The organism is Nonomuraea guangzhouensis (assembly GCF_019396345.1).
Lineage (GTDB): Bacteria > Actinomycetota > Actinomycetes > Streptosporangiales > Streptosporangiaceae > Nonomuraea > Nonomuraea guangzhouensis.
In genome coordinates this window covers 193556-216163 of sequence record NZ_JAHKRM010000023.1, presented here as the reverse complement: position 1 = coordinate 216163, position 22608 = coordinate 193556, and the positions used below count along the sequence as shown (strand labels likewise).

The following is a 22608-nucleotide window of genomic DNA, read 5'->3' as shown; positions in this document are numbered from 1 at the left end:
AGGTCTTGAGAACCTGACGACAACCGGCGGTCTTCGGCAACGACCAGAGTACGTCCTGGTCGCCGAGTTTCCAAATCGCTCTCGGTCGGCGATGCTTTCGGCGCCGCACTCAGGCGGCGCCGCTCAGCGATCGTCCTTAGTTGGAGACGTTCTTCGGCAGCTCACCGATCTGGTCGGCGGGCGGCGTCTGGATGTTGACGGCCTCGTTGAACCCCTTGAAAAGCAGGGTGGCGTCCATCGTGGCGCCTTCCTTGGCACCGTTCAGCGCGACCTTGCGCGGCAGGCCATCGCTGCCGACCCAGATGTCGAACTTGATGTCCTTGAGCTCGGCCAGGTTCGAGCGGGCGGCTTCCTGCTTGTCAGCCGGCAGCTGCTGCACCGCCGCGTCCACCGGGAACGTCCCGCTGTAGTGGGTGGTGTCCACCCCGCCGACGGTCTCGTTGCCGGCCGCCTTGACGTCCTGGGAGGCCGTCACCATCTTGGTGACCGCCGCCAGGTCGAACTGCTGGATCTGGTCGAGGTACGTCTTGATCTCACCAGGACCGCCGACCTCGGTCAGCGGCACCTTGATCCACGGCTTCTCCGCGCCGACGAGCTGCTTGAGCGCCTCGACCTTGACGTAGACGGCGTCGCCCTGGAGCACGGCTCGCGCTCCGCCGGGCAGACCCTTACCGCCCATGTCGATGGTGTCGATGGTGAGGTCGACGGCCAGCTGCGGCTTGCTCTGGTAGAGCATCCGCCCCTGCACCTTGCCGCTTCCCTCCTGGGGGTGCTTGACGTCGACGACGGCGTCGACGGTGTAGCTGGTGACCTCCGCGGTCTTCTGCGCGGCCTGCGTGAGTACTTCTGACGCGGCCAGATTGACCTGGATGGGCTGCGCGTTCGTTCCACAACCGGCAACCGTTACCGCGACCAGAGCGGCACCGGCCGCGGCGGTAGCGAGAGAAATTCTGCGCTTCAGCATGTTTTGACCCTACGTGTCGGTGACCCGATTTGCCGTCTTCCCCTGACTTTTCAGGGAAAACCCAGGGTCATCCCCGACCCACTTTCCCGCGCGGGTCAACGTGCTCGCTGCCTCGGCGTCTGTCTTTGTATGGTGCTCTGATCTTTCTTTCGTGTACGTCACGGCATGCGGTACTCGTCCCCCCGGTTTCCCCACCGGCCGTACGAGATCGCGCTCATCAGACACACCCCACCAGGGAGTCCCACAAGGCACACGCCAACCGCAAGCCACGTGACGTCGAATGACCACCCACGGGGAAGCGCCGCAACGGAGCCCACCCACAAGGCCCTGTGGGACGCGACGGTGGCGACGACTGCACGAGCGCACACCACGGCGGAGGTCCCAAGGAGCCGCGCCAACTGCCCATAGGGCCGCGGCGGCCACGGCGACCGCACAAGCGCGCGCCACGGCGGACGGCTGCCCATAGGGCGCCCTCACGGCGGAGGCTGCCCATAGGGGCGCGCCCACGGCGGAGGCTGCCCATAAGCGCGCCGCATCCGACGGCACCCGCAGAGCGGACAACGTCCGCACGCGTGGAGGCCTCCATGGAGGCGCACCGCATCCAAAACCACCTACGGGGCGCACGACTCTGCGTCCAGCACACGCCACAGCGCACGCCGCCCAGAGGGAACGCGCCGCAGCGACGAGCAACGGGCGTGTGGTCGCCAGCCGTCCGAAGCGAGCCCGAGAACGCAACAAGCCCCCGCCGAAGTCGGCGGGGGCCAGGTGGTGCGATGAGCGCCGGAAGCGGGGCTTCTGGCGGTCGGTGCCTGCTACGCGTCCAGGTCAGCGGTCAGGCCGCGCGTGAGGTTGGGGTCGACGGGGACGCCGGGGCCCATGGTCGTGGAGAAGGTGACCTTCTTCAGGTAACGACCCTTGGCAGCCGACGGCTTGAGCCGGAGCACCTCGTCGAGGGCGGCGGCGTAGTTCTCGATGAGCTGGCGCTCGTTGAACGACGTCTTGCCGATGATGAAGTGCAGGTTGGCCTGCCGGTCCGTACGGAACTCGATCTTGCCGCCCTTGATCTCGGTCACAGCCTTGGCGACGTCGGGCGTCACGGTGCCGGTCTTGGGGTTGGGCATGAGGCCACGCGGGCCGAGGACACGGCCCAGGCGGCCGACCTTGCCCATGAGGTCAGGGGTGGCGACGACGGCGTCGAACTCGCTGAGCCGGTTGCCCTTGGCGATCTCGTCGATGAGCTCGTCGGCGCCGATGATGTCGGCGCCCGCCTCGCGGGCCGCCTCGGCACGGTCACCGGTGGCGAAGACCAGGACCCGGGCGGTCTTGCCGGTGCCGTGCGGGAGGTTGACCGTGCCGCGCACGATCTGGTCGGCCTTGCGAGGGTCGACGCCCAGTCGCAGCGCCACTTCGACGGTGGCGTCGAACTTGGTGGTGGACGTCTGCTTGGCCAGCTTCGCGGCCTCGACGGGGGCGTAGAGCTTGTCGTGGTCGACCTTGGCCGACGCGTCCTTGTGCGCCTTGCTGCGCTTCATGTCTGTCTCCTTGTGGTGTGCGGGCCGGTGTGCGGCCCTCCCACTGATCGGGTGTGGGCATGAGCCGGAAAGCGGCTCTCCCACGGATCGCGGTGTGGGCCAAGGTGCTGGCCCTCCCGCGGATCGGGAAGGTCTTAGTCGGCGACGGTGATGCCCATCGACCGGGCGGTGCCGGCGATGATCTTCTCGGCCGCGGCGATGTCGTTGGCGTTGAGGTCCGGCATCTTGGTCTCGGCGATGGTGCGGAGCTGCTCGCGGCTGAGCTTGCCGACCTTCTCCTTGTGCGGGACCGGGCTGCCCTTGTCGAGGCCCAGAGCCTTCTTGATCAGCTCAGGCGCCGGGGGCGTCTTCGTGATGAAGGTGAAGCTGCGGTCTTCGAAGATCGTGATCTCAACGGGGATGATGTTGCCCCGCTGGGACTCCGTGGCAGCGTTGTACTGCTTGACGAAGTCCATGATGTTGACGCCGTGCGGGCCGAGGGCGGTACCGACCGGCGGCGCGGGCGTGGCCTGGCCAGCGGGCAGCTGCACCTTTACCAGCGCCGCGATTTTCTTCTTTGGAGGCATGATCCTTCTCCGGGTCCTGAGAATGGTGTTGCAAACCCCCACGGGCGTGCGGACCCCAGAACACAGGGGTCACCGTCCACGCGTGTGGGGACGACATATCAGCTTACGTGATCGTCTTAGATCTTCGAGACCTGGTTGAACGACAGCTCGACCGGAGTCTCACGACCGAAGATCGAGACGAGCACCTTGAGCTTCTGCGACTCGGGGCTGATCTCGCTGACCGAGGCGGGCAGGGTGGCGAACGGGCCGTCCATGACCGTGACGGACTCGCCGATCTCGAACTCGACGGTCGGTCCTGTGCTGGTCTTGGCCGAGGTCTTCTTGCTCTCCTCGGTCGGCTCGGGCGCCAGCAGCTTGGCGACCTCGTCGAGGTTGAGCGGGCTCGGCTTGTTGGACAGGCCCACGAAGCCGGTCACGCCGGGCGTGTTACGCACGGCGGCCCAGGACTCGTCGGTCAGCTCCATGCGCACCAGCACGTAGCCGGGCAGCACCCGCTCCTTGACCGGCACCTTCTTGCCGCTCTTGAACTCCTGGACGGTGTGCGTCGGCACCTCGACCTGGAAGATGTAGTCCTCCATGTTGAGAGACACGTTGCGGCTCTCGATGTTGGACTTCACCCGGTTTTCGTAGCCGGCGTAGGAGTGGATCACGTACCACTCGCCGAGCTGACCACGGAGCGAGCGCTTGAACTCTTCGACCGGGTCGACGTCGGGCAGGATGTCACCGTCTTCGTCGACGGCGGGAGCCTCGTCGGCGACCTCGTCCTCGTCGCTCTCGTCGCTGTCCGCGACGTCGGCGTCGAACTCGTCGACGGTCTCCTCAGTGGCCTCGGCGGCCTCTTCCGGCTCGGTGTCCCACTCCTCGCGGGACTCGTCCGCCGGCACTGAAGACTCGGACACGGTGACTTTTCCTCTTTCGTCGAATCGAATGGCTACCCCGTCGGCCGAAACCGGCGGCGTCCGGATCAGGATCCGCCGAAGACGCGGAGGACGGCCCAGCCGAGCGCGGCATCGAGCCCGTACACGATCCCAACCATGATCAGAACGAATACCAGAACGACCGTGGTGTAAGTGATGAGATCCTTGCGTGTCGGCCAGATGACCTTACGCAGCTCGGTGACTACCTGCCGGTAGAAAAGAGCCGGCGAGGTGCGCGTCTTCTTCTCGCCACTAGGCTTGCCTGCGGTCTCGCCGCGCGTGTCGATCGCCACAGTCCTCACCTGAATCTGTCGTATCCAACGCAGTTTGCGGCGCGCTTACACGCCATTGCGCGGACCGCACTCGCAGGGCACGAGGGACTCGAACCCCCAACCGCCGGTTTTGGAGACCGGTGCGCTACCAATTGCGCCAGTGCCCTATGTCGCCAACCACACTACCCTGATCAGCTCACTGCCTGGACCGAACCGCACGTCGACATGCGGCGGCACGACCAGGCGAAAGTGTATCGGGGTAATGCCCGCTACGTCGAACCAAAAGTCGATCGCCCAGGTCACGGGGCTCGTGACAGCATGGACCCATGTCCACCCGACCTCGTATCTCCACCAGAATTTCCGCGATTTCCGAATCAGCCACCCTCGCCGTGGACGCCAAGGCGAAGGCGATGAAGGCGGCCGGCCGCCCGGTCATCGGCTTCGGCGCCGGCGAGCCCGACTTCCCGACGCCGGACTACATCGTCGAGGCGGCGGTCGCGGCGGCGCACGACCCCCGCTTCCACAAGTACACCCCGGCCGGCGGCCTGCCCGAGCTCAAGAAGGCGATCGCCGCCAAGACGCTGCGCGACTCGGGCTACCAGGTCGAGGCGTCGCAGGTCCTGGTCACGAACGGCGGCAAGCAGGCCGTCTACGAGGCGTTCGCCACGCTGCTCGACCCGGGCGACGAGGTCCTGGTGGTCGCCCCCTACTGGACGACCTACCCCGAGGCGATCAAGCTGGCCGGCGGCGTCCAGGTCGACGTCGTCACGGACGAGACGACCGGCTATCTCGCGAGTGTCGAACAGCTCGAAGCGGCCCGCACCGAGCGCACCAAGGTCCTGCTGTTCGTCTCGCCGTCCAACCCGACGGGCGCCGTCTACTCACGCGAGCAGACCGAGGCGATCGGCCGCTGGGCCGCCGCCAACGACCTCTGGGTCGTCACCGACGAGATCTACGAGCATCTCGTGTACGACGGAACGGAGTTCACCAGCATCGCCACGGCCGTCCCCGAGCTGGCCGACCGGGTCGTCATCCTCAACGGCGTGGCCAAGACGTACGCCATGACCGGCTGGCGGGTGGGCTGGCTGATCGGCCCGTCCGACGTGGTCAAGGCCGCGACGAACCTCCAGTCGCACGCCACGTCCAACGTCTCGAACGTGTCCCAGATGGCCGCTCTGGCCGCCGTCTCCGGCGACCTGTCGGCCGTGGCGGAGATGCGTGAGGCGTTCGACCGTCGCCGCCGGACGATGGTCCGGATGCTCAACGAGATCCCGGGCGTGGTCTGCCCGGAGCCGAAGGGGGCGTTCTACGTCTACCCCTCGGTCAAGGAGCTGATCGGCAAGGAGTTGCGCGGCCGTCGGCCGCAGTCGTCGGCCGAGCTGGCCGAGCTGATCCTGGAGGAGGCGGAGGTGGCGGTGGTTCCGGGCGAGGCGTTCGGCACGCCCGGATATTTCCGACTTTCGTACGCCCTGGGGGACGACGACCTGGCGGAGGGCGTCAGCCGCCTGGCCAAGCTCCTCGCCGAAGCCCACTAGCCGCAGGTTGTGAGGGGTCAGCCGACTCCCGCGGCCACCTTCTCGATGTCGCGGGCCAGTCCGGGCGTGGCGCCGATGTAGACCGCGGTGCCCGGCCGTTCCAGCCACATGAAGTTGCTCAGCCCGCCCCGCGTGCGCCAGCGCAGGGCGGGCTTGCCGTGGTACGCGCCCAGGCTCGACCGGCTGACCAGCGTGGCGAACCGTTCGGCGCCATGCACCCCGCACACCACGGCGACGAGCAGTTCCTCGTCGTTCTTGCGCCACCGCACGCCCCTCACCTTGAGCCGCGCGCGCAGTGACTTCACCCGCGCGAACGTGCCCGCGCGTTCCACCCCCGCGGGCAGGTTCACGATGTCGAGCTCGCCGGAATCGCAGGTCAGAGAGGTGTTCGTCAGCTCGGCCCGGCTTGGTTCAGGTGTGGCTGTGTTCGTCCCCTGATCCGCCTCCGGCACGGCGGGTCCACCGCACGCGGTCAGCGCGAACGTGAGGAAGACCGCTGCCAGGCGTCGCATCAGTCCCCCATGACTTCGAGTGAGATACCGCAGAAAAGGTCCCTAGTCTCCTACAGGAGCCTTGACCGAGGCGGCAACACGAAGGAGTTCTTCACCCAAGGATTCGCTGACCCGGACCGACGCTCCGGTGCCCGCCCGCTCCAGCCAGACGATCATCAGGCCACCCCCGGGATACCTGCCGACCAGGGCGGGTCTGCCGCGGACGGTGGTGTCCCTGGGGGTTCGCAGCGAGATCCGCCGCTGGTAGGTGAGCCAGTCGGCGGCCACCGGGCCGTGCTCGACCCGCACCTCGACGTACCCGCCCGACTTCGTCTTGGGGGCGAATCTGGCCCAGGCGCCCTGGTCGGGTTCGATCGCTCCCCCGTCGGCGCGATCCAGCCCGGCGGGCAGGTAGGTGAGCCAGAAGTCATTCGAGACCACCGCGATCCGGGTGGAAGCGGTGACGCTCGCGCCCCGGACAGGTGCGGGCGCGGGCGCGGGGGCAGTCGCCCCACCCGCGACCGGTGCAGGCCCGCCGGTCCGTACCAGTGAGGGCGCCCCCACCGGTACGGGATGGACCCGCCCGAATCCGGAGGAGAACAGCCCGTAGATGATCGAGGCGGTGACCCCGAGCGCGAGGAACGCCAGCATCGCGCGGAGTGCCTGCCCACTGGTCCCGCCCTCCGGCATCATGCACGGTAGATCCCCGGTCTGATCTCACCCGTACCACCCGTTCACTCGACGGGTTCGATCCCTTCGGCGATCTTCTTCAACTCGACCTGCGCGTCGACCTTTTTCGAATAGTCCGGGCTGATGTACACCTCGACAGCCAGCCCCTTGCGCAGCGTCCAGCCGATGGTGCTCGTCGAGACGTCGTCGCCCTTGGCGGCGACTTCGCCGCCTTCGGTGACCTTTGTCAGGTAGGCCCGCTTGCCGGAAACGTCGAGGGTTTCGGCGCCCTCATCGGGGTACCTGGCCAGCCGCTCCGTGATCTCCTTGCTCGCCTCATCCGCGAACACCACCACCTGAACGGCGTAGAAGCCTTCTTCCTGTCCGGGCTCCTTGAAAGTGGTCGTATAGCTCGTCTTGCCGAAGCCGTTCTTGCCCGACCACTTGCCCCATTCGAGCCCGTCGGGCAGGTAGCCGAGATGGATGCCGCCGAACTTCCTGCCGTCGCCCAGGTCGCCGAGATCCTGCGGCATCGACGACGCCCGGGCGACGGTGAGCTGCACGTTCGTCCCCTTCGCCACCTCCTGGCCCGCGGCGGGTTCCTGTGTCTGAACCAGACCCTTGGCGGTGGCCGTCTCCGGGTCCTCGACGACCAGTCCGGCCTGCTTCAGCGTCTCGATCGCCTTGGCGGCGGGCATGTCCCTGACCTCCGGGACGATCACCGAGTCCACCACGGCCCGGTCCGGGCCGGTGGTGGGGGTGGTGGCGGTGTGCTGGGTCTTGGCGGGTTCCGCCGGGTTCAGCATCACCGGCACGGCCACGGCGACCAGCGCGGTGGCGAGGGCGGCGCCGGCCGTACGGAATCTGATCACGTGCGCGCGGTGGCGGCGCCGCACGTCCCTGCCCAGGGACGGCGTGGCCTGCACGTCGGCGACGTGCGTGGCCATAGCGTCGGCGAGGGCGTCTTCAACCTTCATCGGATCGCTCCTTCTGCGAGGGTCATGCGTTCGCGGATCTTGGCGAGGCCCCGGGCCGCCTGGCTCTTCACCGTGCCGGGCGAGCAGCCGAGCAGCGACGCGGTGGCCGCCTCCGACTGGTCCTCCCAGTAGCGCAGGACGATCACCGCCCGCATCTTCGGCGGCAGCCTGCGCAGCTCCTCGATGAGGGTGTCGCGCAGATCCAGGTCGGGAGAGTTCGCGGCGGTGTCGGGCGGCCGGGCGAACGTGATCTCCTGTACGACGCGCCGACGCCGCGCCCGGCTGATCGCCGCGTTCACGACGACCTTCCGCGCGTACGCCTCGGGGTTGTCGTGCCGGATCCGCCGCCAGTGCCGGTAGACCTTCTCCAGAGCGTGCTGGACCAGGTCCTCGGCGTCGTGGTGGGTGGCTCCGCAGACCAGGATCGCGGTGCGTAACAACGACGTGCTGCGTGCGGCAAGGAACTCGTCGAATGCCGTTTCGTCTTCATCCGTCATGAGCGGGGTCCCCTTTCGCCCCTCCCAACGCGCGAACGCCCGGACAGGTTGAGTGGCAAGATATGGAAATGCCACGCCCGCTTGACCTGCTGCCCAAAGCTCATCTGCACCTGCACTTCACCGGCTCGATGCGGCACACGACGCTGATCGAGCTGGCTCGCGAACAGGGCCTGCACCTGCCCGACGCGCTGGAGCAGGACTGGCCGCCCCAGCTGCGCGCAACCGACGAGCGGGGCTGGTTCAGGTTCCAGCGACTGTACGACATCGCCAGGTCGGTGCTGTGGCGGCCGGAGCACGTCTACCGGCTGGTGCGGGAGACGGCCGAGGACGAGGCGGCGGCCGGGTCGCGGTGGCTGGAGATCCAGGTGGACCCGTCGGGGTTCGCGCCGCGGTTCGGCGGGTTGACGGCGACGCTGGAGCTCATGCTGGACGCCGCCGCCCAGGCCGCCGCCCGGTCGGGCATCGGGATCGCGGTGATCGTGGCGGCCAACCGCACCAAGCACCCGCTCGACGCCAACACGCTGGCCAGGCTCGCGGCTCAATACGTGGACAAGGGGGTCGTCGGGTTCGGGCTGTCGAACGACGAGCGTCGCGGGGCGGCCCGGGAGTTCGAGCGGGCGTTCCGCATCGCCAAGCGCGCCGGGCTCCTGGCCGCACCTCATGGGGGCGAACTGCTCGGGCCCCGGAGCGTCGCGCAGTGCGTGGACGACCTCGGCGCGGATCGCGTCGGGCACGGGGTGCGGGCGGCGGAGGACCCGTGGCTGATGCAACGGCTGGCCGAGCGGCAGATCTGCTGCGAAGTGTGCCCGACCTCCAACGTGGGTCTGGGGGTCGTCGAGCGGGTGGCGGACGTGCCGTTGCGCAGGCTGTTCGACGCGGGGGTGCCGATCGCGTTGGGGTCCGACGACCCGTTGCTGTTCGGGGCGCGGTTGTTGCGGCAGTACGAGCTGGCGCGGGAGGCCTACGGCTTCGGCGACGCCGAGATCGCCGAGCTGGCGCGGCAGTCGATCAAGGCGTCCACGGCGCCGGAGGGCGTGCGCAAGGAGCTGCTGAAGGAGATCGACGATTGGCTGACCTCACCGGAGTGAGGCGGCTATTTCGGCGGCGTGCTCCTTGGTGCCGGCTCCTTCCAGACGGTAGCCGGTGGTGCCGGACTGCCAGATGAGGGTGGGTTCGGCCTGGCGCAGGGGGACCGACGTGCCGTCCTCGCGCTTGATGTAGCCGAGGGGGTGCGAGCCGCCGAGCCACCAGGCGGTGACCCCCGCGACCTGGATATCCTCGGGCCAGGGTGGGCCCAGGGTTTTGAAGAAGTACGGGCTGAGCGTGCCGTCGAACTGGTCCAGGCGGACGCCGCCCGGCCAGAACATCGACGCCACGCGGCCGTTGTCGCTCACCGTGGCGCGTTCGGGGGTGCCCAGCGCGGTGGGGGTCTTGATGGGGAATTTCACCTGTTCGGCCAGGTCGGCCGGGGCCACCGTGTGCTCGCCTGGCAGCGGGGTGGGGGTGGTGACGGGTTGAGGAGTGGAGTCGGTCAGGCGTAGCTCGATCCCGGCGTAGTGGAGGATCGCGCGCACGGCGGCGCGGCCCTGGGGGGTGGCGGCTGTGATGGCTATGACGGCCAAGATGATGGCTGTCACGATCTGCCACCTGGCGCGCCGCCTACGTCGCGCCGGAGGCCGCCGCTCAGCGTCCCGCCGGCCCGGCGCCGGGGAGGGCGGCCTGGTGCCGGGAACGCCGGGCACCTCGGGCGCCGTCTCGGGAGTTGCTTGGGGAGTCGCGGGCGTGTCCGGGGTGGGCTCCAGGCGGGCGCGTACGGCCGCCGCCACGTCGTCCGGCGGTGGGTTGGGGACGTCGAGGAAGTCGGCGAGGGCCGTGAGTTCGGCGGCCAGGTCGTCGAAGGGGTCATGCGAGCTCACTGCCCACCTCCTCCCTGAGCCTCGCGAGGCCGCGATGAGTACAGGACTTGACGGTGCCGAGCGGCCAGTCGAGCACCTGGGCGGTTTCCGCTTCCGTCAGCTGTAAGAAGTACCGGCAGACGACCGCCTGGCGTTCCCGTTCGGGCAGGTGGCGTACCGCCGCCAGCAGGCGGGCGCGCCGGTCCGTGGCGATGGCCGAGCCCGCCGGGTCGTCGGGGGCCGTGACGTCGGCCGTGGCGCTGAGACGTACGGCGAGCTCGGATCTGCGCCCGCGCGACCGGGTCAGGTTGTGCGTCTCGTTGGCCACGATCCGCAGCAGCCACGGCCGGAAAGGCGCGTCCCTGCGGAAGGACGACAAGTGCCTGAATGCCTTGACGAACGCCTCCTGCACCACGTCCTCGGCCTCGTCCCCCGCCCCGAGCATCGCGGCGGTGCGGTGCGCGAGCGCGCTGTACCGGGCGACCAGCGCCTCGTAGGCGGACAGGTCACCGGCGAGCGAGCGGCTGATCGCCTCGTCGTCGTCCATGAATGAGTCAGATTTCACCGCATTCGAGGGGGTTCAGGGAAGGGCGGTTGGCGCATCAGGTGACCATCGGCGCTGCTGGGGCATTAGACTCGGGCAAATCCATGAGCCCTTCGAAGGAACGGCACTATGTCTTCTGGGTATGACCGTGTAGTACAACCGGCGGCCGGCGACGAGGCGTTGGAGAACCACCTAGGTGGGGACGAGGCCAAGAACTATCGGCAGTACGAGTTCGACATGGTCGCCCCGCATGTCGGTCGTTCGATGCTGGAGATCGGCTCTGGGCTGGGACATTTCGCCGAGCAGTTCCTGCCGCGTCTTGACCGCCTCGTGGTGAGCGACTTCGACCCCTACTGCGTCGAGCAGCTCGGCAAGCGCTTCGAGGGGCGCGACGACATCGACGTGCTGCAGTTCGGACTGCCGACCGACATCCCGCTTGAGGACAAGGTCGACACCGTCGTGCTGATGAACGTCCTGGAGCACATCGAGGACGACGCCGAGGCGCTGCGTTCGCTGGCCAGGGTCACGCAGCCCGGCGGGCGGATCATCATCTGGGTGCCCGGCTACATGCAGCTTTATGGAGACTTCGACCGCAAGGTCGGGCACGTCCAGCGCTACACCCCCAAGACCCTGGGCGCGACGGTCGCCAAGGCGGGGCTGGACGCCGAGGTGCTGAAGCCGATCAACTTCCTGGGCGGCATCGCCTGGTGGGCGGCCGTGCGCCGGGGCGGCGTGGGCTACCCGGATCCGCGACTCGTGAAGATCTACGACCGGACGGTGGTCCCGGCCACGCGGCTCATCGAGCGCTTCATCCGGCCCCCCTTCGGTCAGACCGTCTTCTGCGTCGCCCGCGTACCCCAGCAGTAAGAAACCAGCAGTAGAAACCACCTCAGCCGCCACCGGCGAGCGGGGCGGCTGAGGGGCCCGGGCCGGTGGAGGAGGGCCCGGGCGGGGATGGCTGTCGTGGCCGGCTATTTGATGGAGCCGGCCGTCAGACCTCCCACCACCTTTCGCTCGATCAGAGCGAAGAGGATGATCACGGGGATGGTGGCGATCACCGAGCCGGCGAAGAGATTCTGCCAGTCCACCTGGTATTGACCGATGAACGAGTTGAGCGCCACCGTCAGCGGCTGGTTCGCCGGGGTCGTGGTCAGCGTCAGCGCCACCACGAACTCGTTCCACGCGGCGATGAAGGTGAAGATCAGCGCGGTGATGACCCCGGGCATGGCCAACGGCAGCGTGATCCGGAACAACGCCCCGAACCGCCCGTTGCCGTCGATGAACGCCGCCTCCTCCAGCTCACGCGGGATCGAGGAGAAGTACGCGTTCAGGATCCACACCGCGAACGCCAGGTTGAACCCGCCGTTGACCAGGATCAGCGACCAGATCGAGTCCACCAGCCCGAACTGGTAGAACTCCCGGTAGATGCCGACCAGCATGGCCGTCGGCTGGAACATCTGGGTGATCAGCACCAGGATCAGGAACGCCGTACGCCCCCTGAAGTTGTGCCGGGCCGAGTAGTACGCGGCCGGCAGCGCCACCAGCAGCACCAGAGCGGTCGAGCCCGCCGCCACCTTGAGGGTGACCATGAGGTTCCCGGCCAGGCCGCTGGCCCAGAAGTTGGCCAGGTTCGACCACTCCCACTGCGAGGGGAAGAACGTCGCGTCGCGCAGCGACTCCTGGGGACGCAGCGAGGTGAGCAGCATCACCAGGTAGGGGAACAGGAAGATGAGCGCGATCACGTACGCGCTGCCCGCGATGACCACGGTCTTGAGCTTGGGCATCCGGCGCGCAGGGGCGCGGTGGGGCTTGGCGTGGTGGTGCGTGGCCAGCGTCGGCGCCGTCTTGACGGCCATCACGCCACCTCCTTGTTCCAGCGGGACACCTTGAGGAAGATGGCGGTCAGGATGATCACCATGCCGAAGTTGACGACCGACATGGCGGCGGATTCGCCGATGTTGGAGCCCTTGAGGATGAACATCAGGATCGTCGAGGTCGCCGTCGAATATCCGGGCTGGCCGTGCGTCATCGCCCAGATGATCGGGAAGCTGTTGAAGACGTTCATGACGTTGATCAGCGCGGCGACGGTCAGGGCGGGCCGGAGCAGCGGCAGGGTGATCGACCAGTACGTCCGCAGCCGGGTGGCGCCGTCCATCTTGGCCGCCTCGTAGACGTCGGCGGGGATCGTCGCCAGACCGGCCAGCAGCGCGTACGTGGTGAACGGCACCGAGACGAACACGGCCACGAACACCAGCCACGGCATCGCCGTCGAGGCGTCGCCGAGCTGGTCGGCCGAGGCGCCGCCCATCGCGTCGATCAGGCCGAGCTTGAGCCTGATCTGGTTGATGACGCCGACCTCGGGGTCGAGCATCCACTTGAAGATGATCGCCGTCATCAGCACCGAGGCCGCCCACGGCGCGATCAGCGCCCAGCGGGCCAGCTTGCGGCCGGGGAAACGCTGGTTGAAGAGCTGGGCCAGGGCCAGCGAGATCAGCACGGTGAGCGCGACGACCGCGACCACCCAGATCACGCTGCGCAGCATGATGTCCGAGAAGTCCTTCTCACCGAACAGCTTCTCGTAGTTCGCCACGCCGTTCCCGCCCTGGATCACGCCGAACCGGCTGATCTTCAGGAACGACGAGCGGATCATCTCGACGACCGGCCAGAGCACAACCAGCGCGATCAGTACGACAGCAGGCCCGACCCAGGCTAGGGGCTCCAGGGCGCGCAACCTTTTCATGCGGAACCTTCCGATACGGTACGGCCGGCGCCCTGGACGCGGAGCGCCGACCGTACGGACCCTCGACGGGTCAACTGGCCTCGGCGGTCTTCTGAAGCTCGCCGAGCACCTTGGCCGGGTCGTCCTTGACGGCCCCGCCGATGGTCTGCTTGATCTGCGGGTTCACCTCGGCCCACTTCGGGTCCTGGAACGGGTAGAAGCTGGCGTTGGGCAGCGCGTCGAGGAACGGCTTGAGCTTCTCGTCGCCCGACAGCTTCTGGATGCCGCCGTTGGTCACGGGCAGCAGCTTGTAGGTGTCGCTGATCTTCTGCGCGGCGCTGCCGGTGTAGAAGAAGTCGAAGAACTTCTTGATCTCGGCGGCGTGGCCGTTCTTGTTGAACGCCATGATCCAGTCCATGACGCCGAGCGTGGTGTCGAGCGGGCCGGACTTGCCGGGGATCGGCGCGACACCGTAGTCCTTCAGCCCGGCCGCGTCGAAGATCGGGATCGACATCGGGCCGCCGTTGACCATGCCGACCTTGCCGGCGCCGAAGTCCTCCCAGACGGTCTTACGGTCCTTGGTGCCCGGGTTGGGGGTGGTCAGGCCAGCGTTGACCAGGCCCTTCACGTAGTTGAACGTCTCGACGTTCTGCGGGGAGTTGATCGCCCACTTGCCGGAGGCGTCCTTGTAACCGCCGCCGTTGCCGAGCATCCACAGGAACGACTCGGCCTGGGCCTCCTCCTGCCCGAGCGGGAGGCCGAAGGGCTGGCTGACGCCGGCCTTCTTCAGCTTCTCGGCGTCGGCCTTGAGCTCGTCCCAGGTCTTGGGCGGCTCGGCGATGCCGGCCTTCTTGAACAGGTCCTTGTTGTAGAACAGGGCGCGGGCCGAGGAGACGAACGGGATGCCGTACGCGGCGCCGTCGACCTTGCCGAAGTCGGCGAACTTCTGCAGCATGTCGCCGGAGACGTTGGGCGACAGGACCTCGTCGACCTTGTACAGGAGCTGGTCCTTGACGAAGCCGGAGTAGTCGCCGGTCTGCAGGATGTCGGGCACCTGGCCGTTCTGGACCATGGTGGCGACCTGCTTGTCGATGTCGTTCCAGTTGATGACCTGGACCTCGACCTTGATGTTCGGGTTGGCCGCCTGGAACTCGTCCACGACGCCCTTCCAGAACGTCTCACCGGAGTTCGGCTTGCCCGGACCGTCGCCGTAGTCGGCGGCGACCATCTTGAGCGTCACCGCGCCACCGGCGGAGGACTTCGAGGTGCTCCCGGAGTCGCCTCCCGAGCCGCAGCTGGACAGGACCAGCACGGTCGCCAGACCGAGAGCGGCGCCGCCCACAAGTTTCATGTTCACCGAAAGTACCGCCTTCTCATCTGACGGGTCGCGCTGGTCCGTACCAGCCACCGGGTGCGTGAGTCGCAGCTCAACGCGTTTGCGTCAGAGTAAGCCCCGATTTGGCGTCTGGTCTATACCGGTTGGTCTCGGTTTGAAAACACTCAGACGCAAAAAACCTCACAACCGGTCTAGACCGCGCGTCAGAGGATCTTTCTCCGTACGTTCTCCCCGCCCTGCGGCGATCCGATCCACGGCCCTTCGATGGACGGGTCGAGAATGCCCTCCTCGACGAAGGTGTAACGGCCTTCGAGGACATAGCGGGCCAGCCGTGCGTCCTGGCTGTCGCTGTTGTCCCAGAGCCTGGCGAACAGCGCCTCCGCCCGCCGCCGCGCCTGCTGGCAGAACGTGTCCGCCAGCTCGTACGGCCGCCGCCCCAGGTCGTGGGCGTCCTCCTCGGCCTTGACGCAGACCGCCGTCATGGCGAACAGTTCGGCCCCGATGTCGATGATCCGGCCGAGGAACGACTGCTTGTGTTCGAGCCGCCCCTGCCAGCGGGACATCCCGTAGAAGGTGGAGCGGGCCAGCTTCCTGCTGGTCCGCTCCACGAAGCGCAGGTGGGTGGCCAGCGGGCCGAACTCGGCGTAGCCGGCGGGCAGGTTGCCGCTGCCCGCGACCAGGGTCGGCAGCCAGCGGGCGTAGAAGCGGCCGGCCTGTCGCAGCGCCTGCGCGCGTTCCTTCCTGGAGGCGTCGGGGTTGATGAGCTCCCCGGCCGCCGACAGGTGGGCGTCGACCGCCTCGCGGGTGATCAGCAGCCGCATGATCTCGGAGGAGCCCTCGAAGATCCGGTTGATCCGCGAGTCGCGCAGCATCTGCTCGACCGGCACCCCGCGCTCGCCCCGCGCGGCCAGCGACTCGGCGGTCTCGTAGCCGCGCCCGCCCCTGATCTGGACCAGTTCGTCGAGCGCCTGGTACGACAGCTCGGAGGCGTAGAGCTTGGCCAGCGCGGCCTCGATCCTGATGTCGTTGCGCTGGTCGTCGGCCATGCGGCTGGTCAGCTCGCAGACGGCCTCCAGGGCGTAGGCGGTGGCCGCGATGAAAGCGATCTTCGTGGCGACGGCCTCGTGCTCACCGACCTTGCGCCCCCACTGCACCCGGGCGTTGCCCCACTCACGAGCGATCTTCACCGCCCACTTGGCGTTGCCCGCGCACGTGGCCGGCAGCGACAGGCGCCCGGTGTTGAGGGTGGTGAGCGCGATCTTCAGCCCTTCGCCCTCGCGCCCGATGAGGTTCTTGGCAGGCACTCTGACCTGTGAGAACTCGGTGACACCGTTCTCGATGCCCCTGAGCCCCATGAACGCGTTGCGCCGCTTGACCGTGATGCCGGGCGAGTCGGCCTCGACCACGAACGCGCTGATCTTCTTGCCGGTGCGGGCCATGACCACGAGCAGGTCGGCGACCACGCCGTTCGTCGTCCACAGCTTGACGCCGTCGAGCACGTAGTCGTCGCCGTCTCTGACGGCGGTCGTGGACAGCCGCGCCGGGTCGGAGCCCACGTCCGGCTCCGTCAGCAGGAACGCCGACACCTCGCCGCGCGCGCACCTCGGAAGGTACTCCCGCTTCTGTTCCTCGGTGCCGAACAGCTTCAGCGGCTGCGGCACCCCGATCGACTGGTGCGCCGACAGCAGCGTGGCCAGCGCCGGGCAGTAGGACCCGACGAGGATGAGCGCGCGGCAGTAGTACAGGTACGGCAGGCCCAGACCGCCGTAGTCCTGACTGATCGTGATCCCGAACGCCCCGAGCTCGGCCAGTCCCTTGACCACCTCGTCGGGCACCTGCGCGGTCCGCTCGATCGCGGCGGGATCGACGTGCGTGTCCAGATACCGCCGGACGGCTCTGACGAAGTCCTCCCCGCGCTTGGTCGCCTCGTCGGCCAGCGTGGGTGCGGGATAGACCAGGTCGAGGCGGAAGTCTCCAAGGAACAACTGCTTCGCGAAGCTCGGGCGGGTCCACTCCTTCTCCCGGGCCTGCTCGCCGAGCTCTCTCGCCTTTGCGTAGTCGGTCATCGCGTCCCTCTTCCGTTCGGTGAGGGGTCTCTTTCTCTTCCTTCTACGGCAAGCCTGGGTCGCCCGCCACCCGCCGCACCCGGTTTCGGGCCTACACCCGTTGCCGCTTTGCCGCCAGCAGGGCTATCAGGGAGAGAGCCGCCGGCACTGCCAGGTATGTGCCGCAGCAGGCCAGGGCTATGCATGACAGAGCGGTCGCCGCGACGGCCGTGTTGCGCTGCCGTCCCCGCGGAAGGATTCGGGTGGCCGCGGCCACGCCCGCCGTGGTCACCGCGGCCAGGCAGGCCGAGGTGGCTCTCATGAGGGTGTCGAGGTCCGCCGGCAACAGCATGACCAGACCGGTCAGGGCGGCCAGGAGTGCCAGGCTGCGGTAGGGGGTCTGTCCGGGTGTGCCGCCTCTGCCGAACCAGGACGGCAGGGATCCGTTCGCGGCCATGGACGCGCCCAGGCGGGCGGCGCCGGCTATGTAGGTGTTGATGGCGCCGAAGGTGAGGGCAATGGCCGCGACCATCGTGATCGGACCGGCCGCGCCGCCGATGCCGGTCTCCAGCAGGGCGGACATGGGGGCCGGGCGGCCCAGGACGGCGATCGAGACGATGGAGACGCTCAGGTAGAGGACGGCGATCACGAGCAGGCTCACCATGGTGGCCCTTCTGATGTCGCCGATCTCCGCGGACAGGTGGGTGGCGGCTTCCCAGCCGACGAAGGCGAAGAAGAGCACGCCGGCCGCGGAGATCACGCCTGCCAGGCCGTACGGGGCGAAAGGGGTGAAATTCGCGGCGCTGGCATGTGGCGCGGCGGTGATGACAGCCGTCGCCAGGAGTGCGATCAGGAGGAGTACCAAGGTCACCTGGAGGCGTCCCGAGGTGCGCAGGCCCGCGGCGTTGGCGAGGAAGGCGGCGGCGAGCAGGGTGGCGGCGACGGTGGTCTGGTCCACGCCCAGGGTCGCGGCGACGTAGACCGCGCCCACCTGCGCGCCGGCCACGATGCCCAGCGGAACCGCGCCGTAGAACCACCAGCCGACCACCGTGGCGGCCCGGCCGCCGAAGGCGAGGCCGGTGAAGGCGGCCACCCCGCCGCCGCTCGGGTAGCGGGCGCCGAGCGTGGCGAACGTGATCGCCACCGGTGCGCTCAGCACCAGCAGGCCCACCCAGGCGAGGATCGACGCCGGCCCTGCGGCCTTGGCGGCCAGTTGGGGCAGCACCAGCATGCCCGGTCCGAGTACCCCGCCCAGCAGCATCGCCGTGCCCTGTCCGGCATTCAATTGCTCCGACATATCTGTCGAAATTAGTCGGATGCGTGCCGGTGCCCGCCCGTTGGCGAACGTTTGATTGGTTCTGCAGGGATAATGCCGCTGTGGATGAACTTGATTCGGGGATCATTAGGCTTCTTCAAACGGATGCGCGGCAATCGAACCGGGAACTGGCCAGACAGCTGGGCGTCGCCCCCTCCACCTGTCTGGAACGCGTCCGCGCCCTGACCCGGCGCGGGGTCATCCGGGGCTACCACGCCGACATCGCCCCGGCGGCACTGAACCGCAGCGTGCAGGCGCTCGTCTCCGTCCAGGTACGTCCGCTCAGCAGGACGGTCATCGAGACGTTCAAGCAGTCGGCGGCCGAGCAGCCGGAGGTGCTGAGCGTGTTCGTCCTGGCGGGTGGGGACGACTTCCTGCTGCACGTGGCGGTCCAGGACCTGGACCACCTGCACGCCTTCCTGCTCGACCGGCTCAGCAAGCGGCGGGAGATCGCCGGGTTCCGTACGTCGGTCATCTTCCAGCAGGTGCACAACACCGCGCCGGGCCTGCTGCCGTACGAACCGCCGGATGTCCTCAGTCCGTGACCAGGCCCGCCTCATAGGCGATGATCGCGGCCTGGACCCGGTTGGTCACCTCCAGCCGCAGGAGGATCGCGCTGACGTGGGCCTTGACCGTACCCTGCGACACGAACAGCTCGCGGCCGATGTCCTGGTTGGACAGGCCGCGGCCGATGAGGGCCAGCACCTCGTGTTCGCGCGGGGTGAGGGATTCCGTCCGCTTGCGGGCGGTGGTGGTGCGGGTGAGCCGGCCGTCGTTCAGCTCGGCGATGACCTGGTGGGCGATGCGGGGCGACAGGTACGCCGCGCCGCCCGCGACCGCCCGGACGCCGATGATCAGCTCGCGCGGATCGGCGGCCTTGAGCAGGAAACCGCCCGCGCCCACCTCGAGCGCCCTGGCCACGTACTCGCGCTCGTCGAACGTGGTCAGCATGACCACCGCGAGGTCCGGCAGCACGGCCCGCAACTCGGCCGCCGCGGCCAGGCCGTCCAGGCGGGGCATACGGATGTCGAGCATCGCCACGTCCGGCCGGTGCGCGAGGGCCAACTCGACGGCCTCCCGGCCGTCTCCGGCCTCGGCCACCACCTCGATGCCGGTGTCGGTGGCCAGGATCGACCTGACCCCGGCCCGGACCATGGGCTCGTCATCGGCCAGCAGGACTCGGATCATGCGCTTTCTCCTGTTTCGGACGGCCGCCAGGGGAACCGGGCCGTCACGGCGAACCCGCCCATACGCTTCCCGGCTTCCAGCGTGCCGCCCAGTAGCCGGACCCGTTCCCGCAGGCTCGCGAGCCCGGTGCCACCGCCGGGAGCCGGGACGGGCCCTTGCTGGGCGCCGTCGCCGGCCGAAGCCGCTTCGTTGGACACAGTGACGGTGAGCGTACCGGCGTCGCGTTCGATGGTGATCTGGACCTCGGCGCCGGGTGCGTAGCGGGCGGCGTTGGTCAGCGACTCCTGCGTCACGCGGTGCACGGCCCGGTCCAGCAGCGGCGGCAGGACCGCCGAGCGTTCGTCGCGACGCAGGGTCACCGTCATGCCGGCCCGCACCGCCCGTTCGACCAGCGCCTCGATCGATTCGTCCGGTGGGTCCGTCGGGGCGCCGCCCGAGTCCCGCAGCAGGCCGACGGTACGGCGCAACCGGTCGGTGGCCGTCACCGCCGAGACCCGCAGCTGGGCGGCCGCCTCCCGGTTCGCCTCGCTCATGTCGGCGGCCAGCTCCAGGGCCCCGGCCCGCAGCGCGATCAGCGCCAGCTCATGGCCGAGCGAATCGTGCATGTCGGAGGCGATACGAGCGCGTTCGTGGAGCTTGACGCGTTCGGCGGTGTACTGCTGCTCCCGCTCCAGCTGACCGACCCGCTGCCGTCCCGCCTCGACCAGCTCCGCCTGCTGCCGCCGGAACCGCCCCGCCAACCAGGGCAGCACCGCGAACAGCCCCATGGCCATCAGCGCGCCCACCCCGTCCCAGAGGTTCACCCCCAGCGCCACGACACCGGGTATCGCGACCACCCCCAGGACCAGCCAGTCCCGGCGTACCGGAAGATGCCTGCCGTGCAGGTAGGCGACCACGGACACCACCACGAACAGCAACTGCCGCCAGACCGGGATGAAGTCGAGGTGCAGCCCGTTGACCAGGCTGATCCCCGCGACAACCGCCAGAATCGCCCCGTTTCTCACCTGCTAGACCTTATCGAGCGCAGCCGGATGAGCCGCATCACCGCCGTGGCCGCGCCTGCCAGCGCCGCGACCGTCAGCGTGATCGTGAGGGGTACGGGGAAGTAGGTGAGCTGGGCCCAGGTGACCGTCCGCCCGTTCGAGATGAACGAGATCAGGTCCGGATATGCCGCCAATACTGCGACCGGCAGCAGCACGGGCACCATCCGCGACGCGACCCGCCACCCGGGACGCCCGGCCCGCCCGGCCGCCCAGCGTCGTGACCGAGCTACGCCCACGATGCCCAACCCGACGGCTGCCAGCCCGATGAGGCCGAGCACCAGCTCGAACGTCTGCCGCTCACCACCGGGCACCTCGGGCGTCCGCCCCTCGGCCATCGCGAAGAGACCGGTGGCGACGGTGTACGTGTCGTCGGTGAGGGCCGCGCTGTTGGTCATGACCGCGAAGCCGTAGCCGGTCTCCGGGGAGATCGCTTCGACAGCGGTGTAGGTGAACAGGTTGCCGGAGTGCACGAGCAGCTTGGTGTCGTCGTCGAGGCTCCAGCCCATGCCGTAGTCGCTGACCTTCGACGGGGAGTGCATGGTCCGCAGGCTCTGGGGTTCGACGAGTTGCGTCCCCTTGCCGTTCTGGCTCACCAGCCAGGCGCCCATGTCGGCGGCGGTGGTGATGACCCCGCCGGAGCCGCTGCCGTCGAGGAACCCGGGCAGTTCGGGACGGGCCATCCAGGCGCCGAACACCGAGTTGTAGCCGTCCGACGGCCGGACCGCCTCCTGCCGCAGGGCGCTGTGGGTCATGCCGAGCGGGGTGAAGACGTGCTGCTTCAGGTAGTCGTCGAAGCTCTGGCCTCCGGCGACCTCGACCAGGCGGGCGGCCAGGTCGTAGTTGACGTTGCAGTACGCCCAGCGGGTGCCGGGGTCGGTGGCGAGCGTGCCGGTCTTGAGCCGGTCCACGTACTGGGTGAGGGAGGTGGTCTCCTCCAGTGCGCCGATGTCCAGGGTGGTGTCGGACAGGCCGGAGGTCTGGTTGAGCAGCTGGCGTACGGTGATCGTCGTGGCGCGTGGGTCCGCCATGCGGAAGCCGGGCAGTTGCTCGGCGACCGGCTCGTCCAGTTGGATCTTGCCCGCGTCGACCAGCGTCAGCACGGCCATGGCGGTGAACGACTTGCTGAGCGAAGCGACCCGCATGGGGGTGTCTGCGGTGACGGGCTTGCCGTCGGAGCCCTGACCGTAGCCGGCGGCGTGGATCACTCGGTCGTTGTGGGTGACCACGACGGATATGCCCGGCAGAGCGGTGGCCTCCATGACCTTGCCGAGGTAGGCGTCGATGGCGGCGGGGGTCAGCTCGGCGGTTGACGCGGCGACCTGTGCGTTCGAAGGTCCGGACAGTGCGGCGATCAGCGCCGTCGCCGCCGCGAGGGCGCCGATGAGCTTGCGTTTCATGATGACGACGGTAGAAATCGGCGGACCAGAAAAGATCCGCCGACCGTCCAGGACCACCCCTGACGAAAGTCTGACGTCAGTCCGGGAACCGGAGGAACGCCGGTGGCACCCCGTCCGCCAGCCACACTCCGTTGGCGCTGACGCGGAACTCGTGTCCGGCCTCGTGCATCGCCCCCGCGTCCACCGACAGGACCACCGGCTTGCCCCGCCGAGCTCCCACCCGCGTGGCCGTCTCGCGGTCGGGCGACAGGTGGACGTGGTGGCGGTTCATCGGCCGCAGGCCCTCGGCCCGGATCGCGGGCAGGCTCCTCGCCACCGTGCCGTGATAGAGGTACGCGGGCGGCTCCGCCACCGGCAGGTCCAGGTCTATTTCGAGGGAATGGCCCTGGTTCGCCCGGATCCTGCCGTTCGCCAGCGCGAACCGCTGCTTGTCGTTGCCCGCCACGACCCGCTGCAGGTCGGCCGGGTCGATGGGGAACCCATGGGAGGCGGCGGCCCGCAGGAAGACGTCGACCTCCACCCAGCCGCGCTCGTCCAGCTCGATCCCGATCCGCTCGGGCTCATGGCGTAGGTGCTTGGCCAGGTATTTCGAGATCCGCACCAGCCTCCGGTCGTCCATCATCTCCCGAGCATGTCCCAGCGACCCGATCTCCGGCAACCCTATTGTGGTCATTTTGTGTACGACGTAAGCTTACAACGTACTCAA

The 22608-nt window shown here is 68.5% G+C and carries 24 protein-coding genes and 1 tRNA gene; 4 read left to right on the top strand and 21 right to left on the bottom strand.

Annotated features, from left to right (window positions below):
• Positions 1 to 136: 136 nt before the first annotated feature.
• The 6 genes from KME78_RS40750 to KME78_RS40725 all read right to left on the bottom strand — a co-directional run bounded on the left by KME78_RS40750 (position 137) and on the right by KME78_RS40725 (position 4418).
• Positions 137 to 964 carry an SCO4651 family lipoprotein gene (locus tag KME78_RS40750; RefSeq protein ID WP_246652927.1) on the bottom strand — a complete coding sequence of 276 codons (828 nt, stop codon included), beginning with the start codon at positions 962 to 964 and terminating at the stop codon, positions 137 to 139.
• A gap of 812 nt (positions 965 to 1776) precedes the next feature.
• Entirely contained in the window at positions 1777 to 2496 is a 720-nt protein-coding gene (rplA, locus tag KME78_RS40745) for a 50S ribosomal protein L1 (protein ID WP_219534846.1), read from the bottom strand.
• A 134-nt stretch (positions 2497 to 2630) separates the two neighbouring features.
• Positions 2631 to 3062 (bottom strand): 50S ribosomal protein L11, encoded by a 432-nt coding sequence (gene rplK / locus KME78_RS40740; protein ID WP_219534844.1) that lies wholly within the window; start codon positions 3060 to 3062, stop codon positions 2631 to 2633.
• A gap of 116 nt (positions 3063 to 3178) precedes the next feature.
• Positions 3179 to 3961: a transcription termination/antitermination protein NusG gene (gene nusG, locus KME78_RS40735; RefSeq protein WP_219534843.1), complete on the bottom strand. Its 783-nt coding sequence runs from the start codon at positions 3959 to 3961 to the stop codon at positions 3179 to 3181.
• A gap of 65 nt (positions 3962 to 4026) precedes the next feature.
• Positions 4027 to 4272 carry a preprotein translocase subunit SecE gene (secE, locus tag KME78_RS40730; protein WP_214643290.1) on the bottom strand — a complete coding sequence of 82 codons (246 nt, stop codon included), beginning with the start codon at positions 4270 to 4272 and terminating at the stop codon, positions 4027 to 4029.
• A gap of 73 nt (positions 4273 to 4345) precedes the next feature.
• Positions 4346 to 4418: transfer RNA gene (locus KME78_RS40725), tRNA-Trp, on the bottom strand.
• 159 nt (positions 4419 to 4577) lie between these two features.
• Here KME78_RS40725 and KME78_RS40720 point away from each other — a divergent pair.
• Entirely contained in the window at positions 4578 to 5786 is a 1209-nt protein-coding gene (locus tag KME78_RS40720) for a pyridoxal phosphate-dependent aminotransferase (RefSeq protein WP_219534842.1), read from the top strand.
• A 17-nt stretch (positions 5787 to 5803) separates the two neighbouring features.
• On the opposite strand, the gene KME78_RS40715 is transcribed toward KME78_RS40720, so the two are convergent.
• From KME78_RS40715 to KME78_RS40700, 4 genes are read right to left on the bottom strand one after another with little or no spacing between them, the layout of a single operon-like run.
• Positions 5804 to 6298: a hypothetical protein gene (locus KME78_RS40715; protein WP_219534840.1), complete on the bottom strand. Its 495-nt coding sequence runs from the start codon at positions 6296 to 6298 to the stop codon at positions 5804 to 5806.
• Positions 6299 to 6340: 42 nt separating this feature from the next.
• Positions 6341 to 6970 carry a hypothetical protein gene (locus KME78_RS40710; protein ID WP_219534838.1) on the bottom strand — a complete coding sequence of 210 codons (630 nt, stop codon included), beginning with the start codon at positions 6968 to 6970 and terminating at the stop codon, positions 6341 to 6343.
• A gap of 41 nt (positions 6971 to 7011) precedes the next feature.
• The gene (locus tag KME78_RS40705; protein ID WP_219534837.1) at positions 7012 to 7923 is read right to left on the bottom strand and encodes a PASTA domain-containing protein; all 912 of its coding nucleotides are present in this window, start codon (positions 7921 to 7923) and stop codon (positions 7012 to 7014) included.
• Positions 7920 to 8420: a SigE family RNA polymerase sigma factor gene (locus KME78_RS40700; RefSeq protein ID WP_219534835.1), complete on the bottom strand. Its 501-nt coding sequence runs from the start codon at positions 8418 to 8420 to the stop codon at positions 7920 to 7922. Before KME78_RS40700 ends, KME78_RS40705 begins: the two co-directional genes overlap by 4 nt.
• A gap of 68 nt (positions 8421 to 8488) precedes the next feature.
• Here KME78_RS40700 and KME78_RS40695 point away from each other — a divergent pair, with 68 nt between their 5' ends.
• Positions 8489 to 9508, top strand: a complete 1020-nt coding sequence (locus KME78_RS40695; RefSeq protein ID WP_219534833.1) for an adenosine deaminase — start codon at positions 8489 to 8491, stop codon at positions 9506 to 9508.
• Here KME78_RS40695 and KME78_RS40690 read toward each other — a convergent pair.
• Entirely contained in the window at positions 9497 to 10336 is an 840-nt protein-coding gene (locus KME78_RS40690) for a hypothetical protein (RefSeq protein WP_219534832.1), read from the bottom strand. The two genes, KME78_RS40695 and KME78_RS40690, sit on opposite strands and share 12 nt — an antisense overlap.
• Entirely contained in the window at positions 10323 to 10880 is a 558-nt protein-coding gene (locus tag KME78_RS40685; protein ID WP_308127316.1) for an RNA polymerase sigma factor, read from the bottom strand. Before KME78_RS40685 ends, KME78_RS40690 begins: the two co-directional genes overlap by 14 nt.
• A 108-nt stretch (positions 10881 to 10988) precedes the next feature.
• Here KME78_RS40685 and KME78_RS40680 point away from each other — a divergent pair, with 108 nt between their 5' ends.
• Entirely contained in the window at positions 10989 to 11726 is a 738-nt protein-coding gene (locus tag KME78_RS40680) for a class I SAM-dependent methyltransferase (RefSeq protein WP_219534831.1), read from the top strand.
• A 104-nt stretch (positions 11727 to 11830) separates the two neighbouring features.
• On the opposite strand, the gene KME78_RS40675 is transcribed toward KME78_RS40680, so the two are convergent.
• From KME78_RS40675 to KME78_RS40655, 5 genes are all read right to left on the bottom strand, one after another.
• A complete protein-coding gene (locus tag KME78_RS40675) occupies positions 11831 to 12715 on the bottom strand; it encodes a carbohydrate ABC transporter permease (protein ID WP_246652925.1) in 885 nt (294 codons plus the stop codon).
• On the bottom strand, positions 12715 to 13599 hold the full coding sequence (locus tag KME78_RS40670) for a carbohydrate ABC transporter permease (protein ID WP_246652923.1): 885 nt from the start codon (positions 13597 to 13599) through the stop codon (positions 12715 to 12717). The genes KME78_RS40675 and KME78_RS40670 overlap by 1 nt, the downstream gene beginning before the upstream one ends.
• Before the next feature lie 70 nt (positions 13600 to 13669).
• The gene (locus KME78_RS40665) at positions 13670 to 14929 is read right to left on the bottom strand and encodes an extracellular solute-binding protein (RefSeq protein WP_246652921.1); all 1260 of its coding nucleotides are present in this window, start codon (positions 14927 to 14929) and stop codon (positions 13670 to 13672) included.
• A gap of 188 nt (positions 14930 to 15117) precedes the next feature.
• Positions 15118 to 16980, bottom strand: coding sequence for an acyl-CoA dehydrogenase family protein (locus KME78_RS40660; RefSeq protein ID WP_219534830.1), 1863 nt, complete (start codon positions 16978 to 16980; stop codon positions 15118 to 15120).
• 91 nt (positions 16981 to 17071) lie between these two features.
• Entirely contained in the window at positions 17072 to 18256 is a 1185-nt protein-coding gene (locus tag KME78_RS40655) for an APC family permease (protein ID WP_219534829.1), read from the bottom strand.
• An 80-nt stretch (positions 18257 to 18336) separates the two neighbouring features.
• Here KME78_RS40655 and KME78_RS40650 point away from each other — a divergent pair, with 80 nt between their 5' ends.
• The gene (locus KME78_RS40650; RefSeq protein ID WP_219534828.1) at positions 18337 to 18819 is read left to right on the top strand and encodes an Lrp/AsnC family transcriptional regulator; all 483 of its coding nucleotides are present in this window, start codon (positions 18337 to 18339) and stop codon (positions 18817 to 18819) included.
• On the opposite strand, the gene KME78_RS40645 is transcribed toward KME78_RS40650, so the two are convergent.
• From KME78_RS40645 to KME78_RS40630, 4 genes are all read right to left on the bottom strand, one after another.
• On the bottom strand, positions 18809 to 19462 hold the full coding sequence (locus KME78_RS40645) for a response regulator (protein ID WP_219534827.1): 654 nt from the start codon (positions 19460 to 19462) through the stop codon (positions 18809 to 18811). The genes KME78_RS40650 and KME78_RS40645 overlap by 11 nt on opposite strands.
• Positions 19459 to 20466 (bottom strand): sensor histidine kinase, encoded by a 1008-nt coding sequence (locus tag KME78_RS65140; protein ID WP_219534825.1) that lies wholly within the window; start codon positions 20464 to 20466, stop codon positions 19459 to 19461. Before KME78_RS65140 ends, KME78_RS40645 begins: the two co-directional genes overlap by 4 nt.
• Positions 20463 to 21902: a serine hydrolase domain-containing protein gene (locus KME78_RS40635; RefSeq protein ID WP_219534823.1), complete on the bottom strand. Its 1440-nt coding sequence runs from the start codon at positions 21900 to 21902 to the stop codon at positions 20463 to 20465. Before KME78_RS40635 ends, KME78_RS65140 begins: the two co-directional genes overlap by 4 nt.
• Positions 21903 to 21978: 76 nt before the next feature.
• The gene (locus tag KME78_RS40630) at positions 21979 to 22521 is read right to left on the bottom strand and encodes an RNA 2'-phosphotransferase (RefSeq protein ID WP_219534869.1); all 543 of its coding nucleotides are present in this window, start codon (positions 22519 to 22521) and stop codon (positions 21979 to 21981) included.
• Positions 22522 to 22608: the final 87 nt, after the last annotated feature.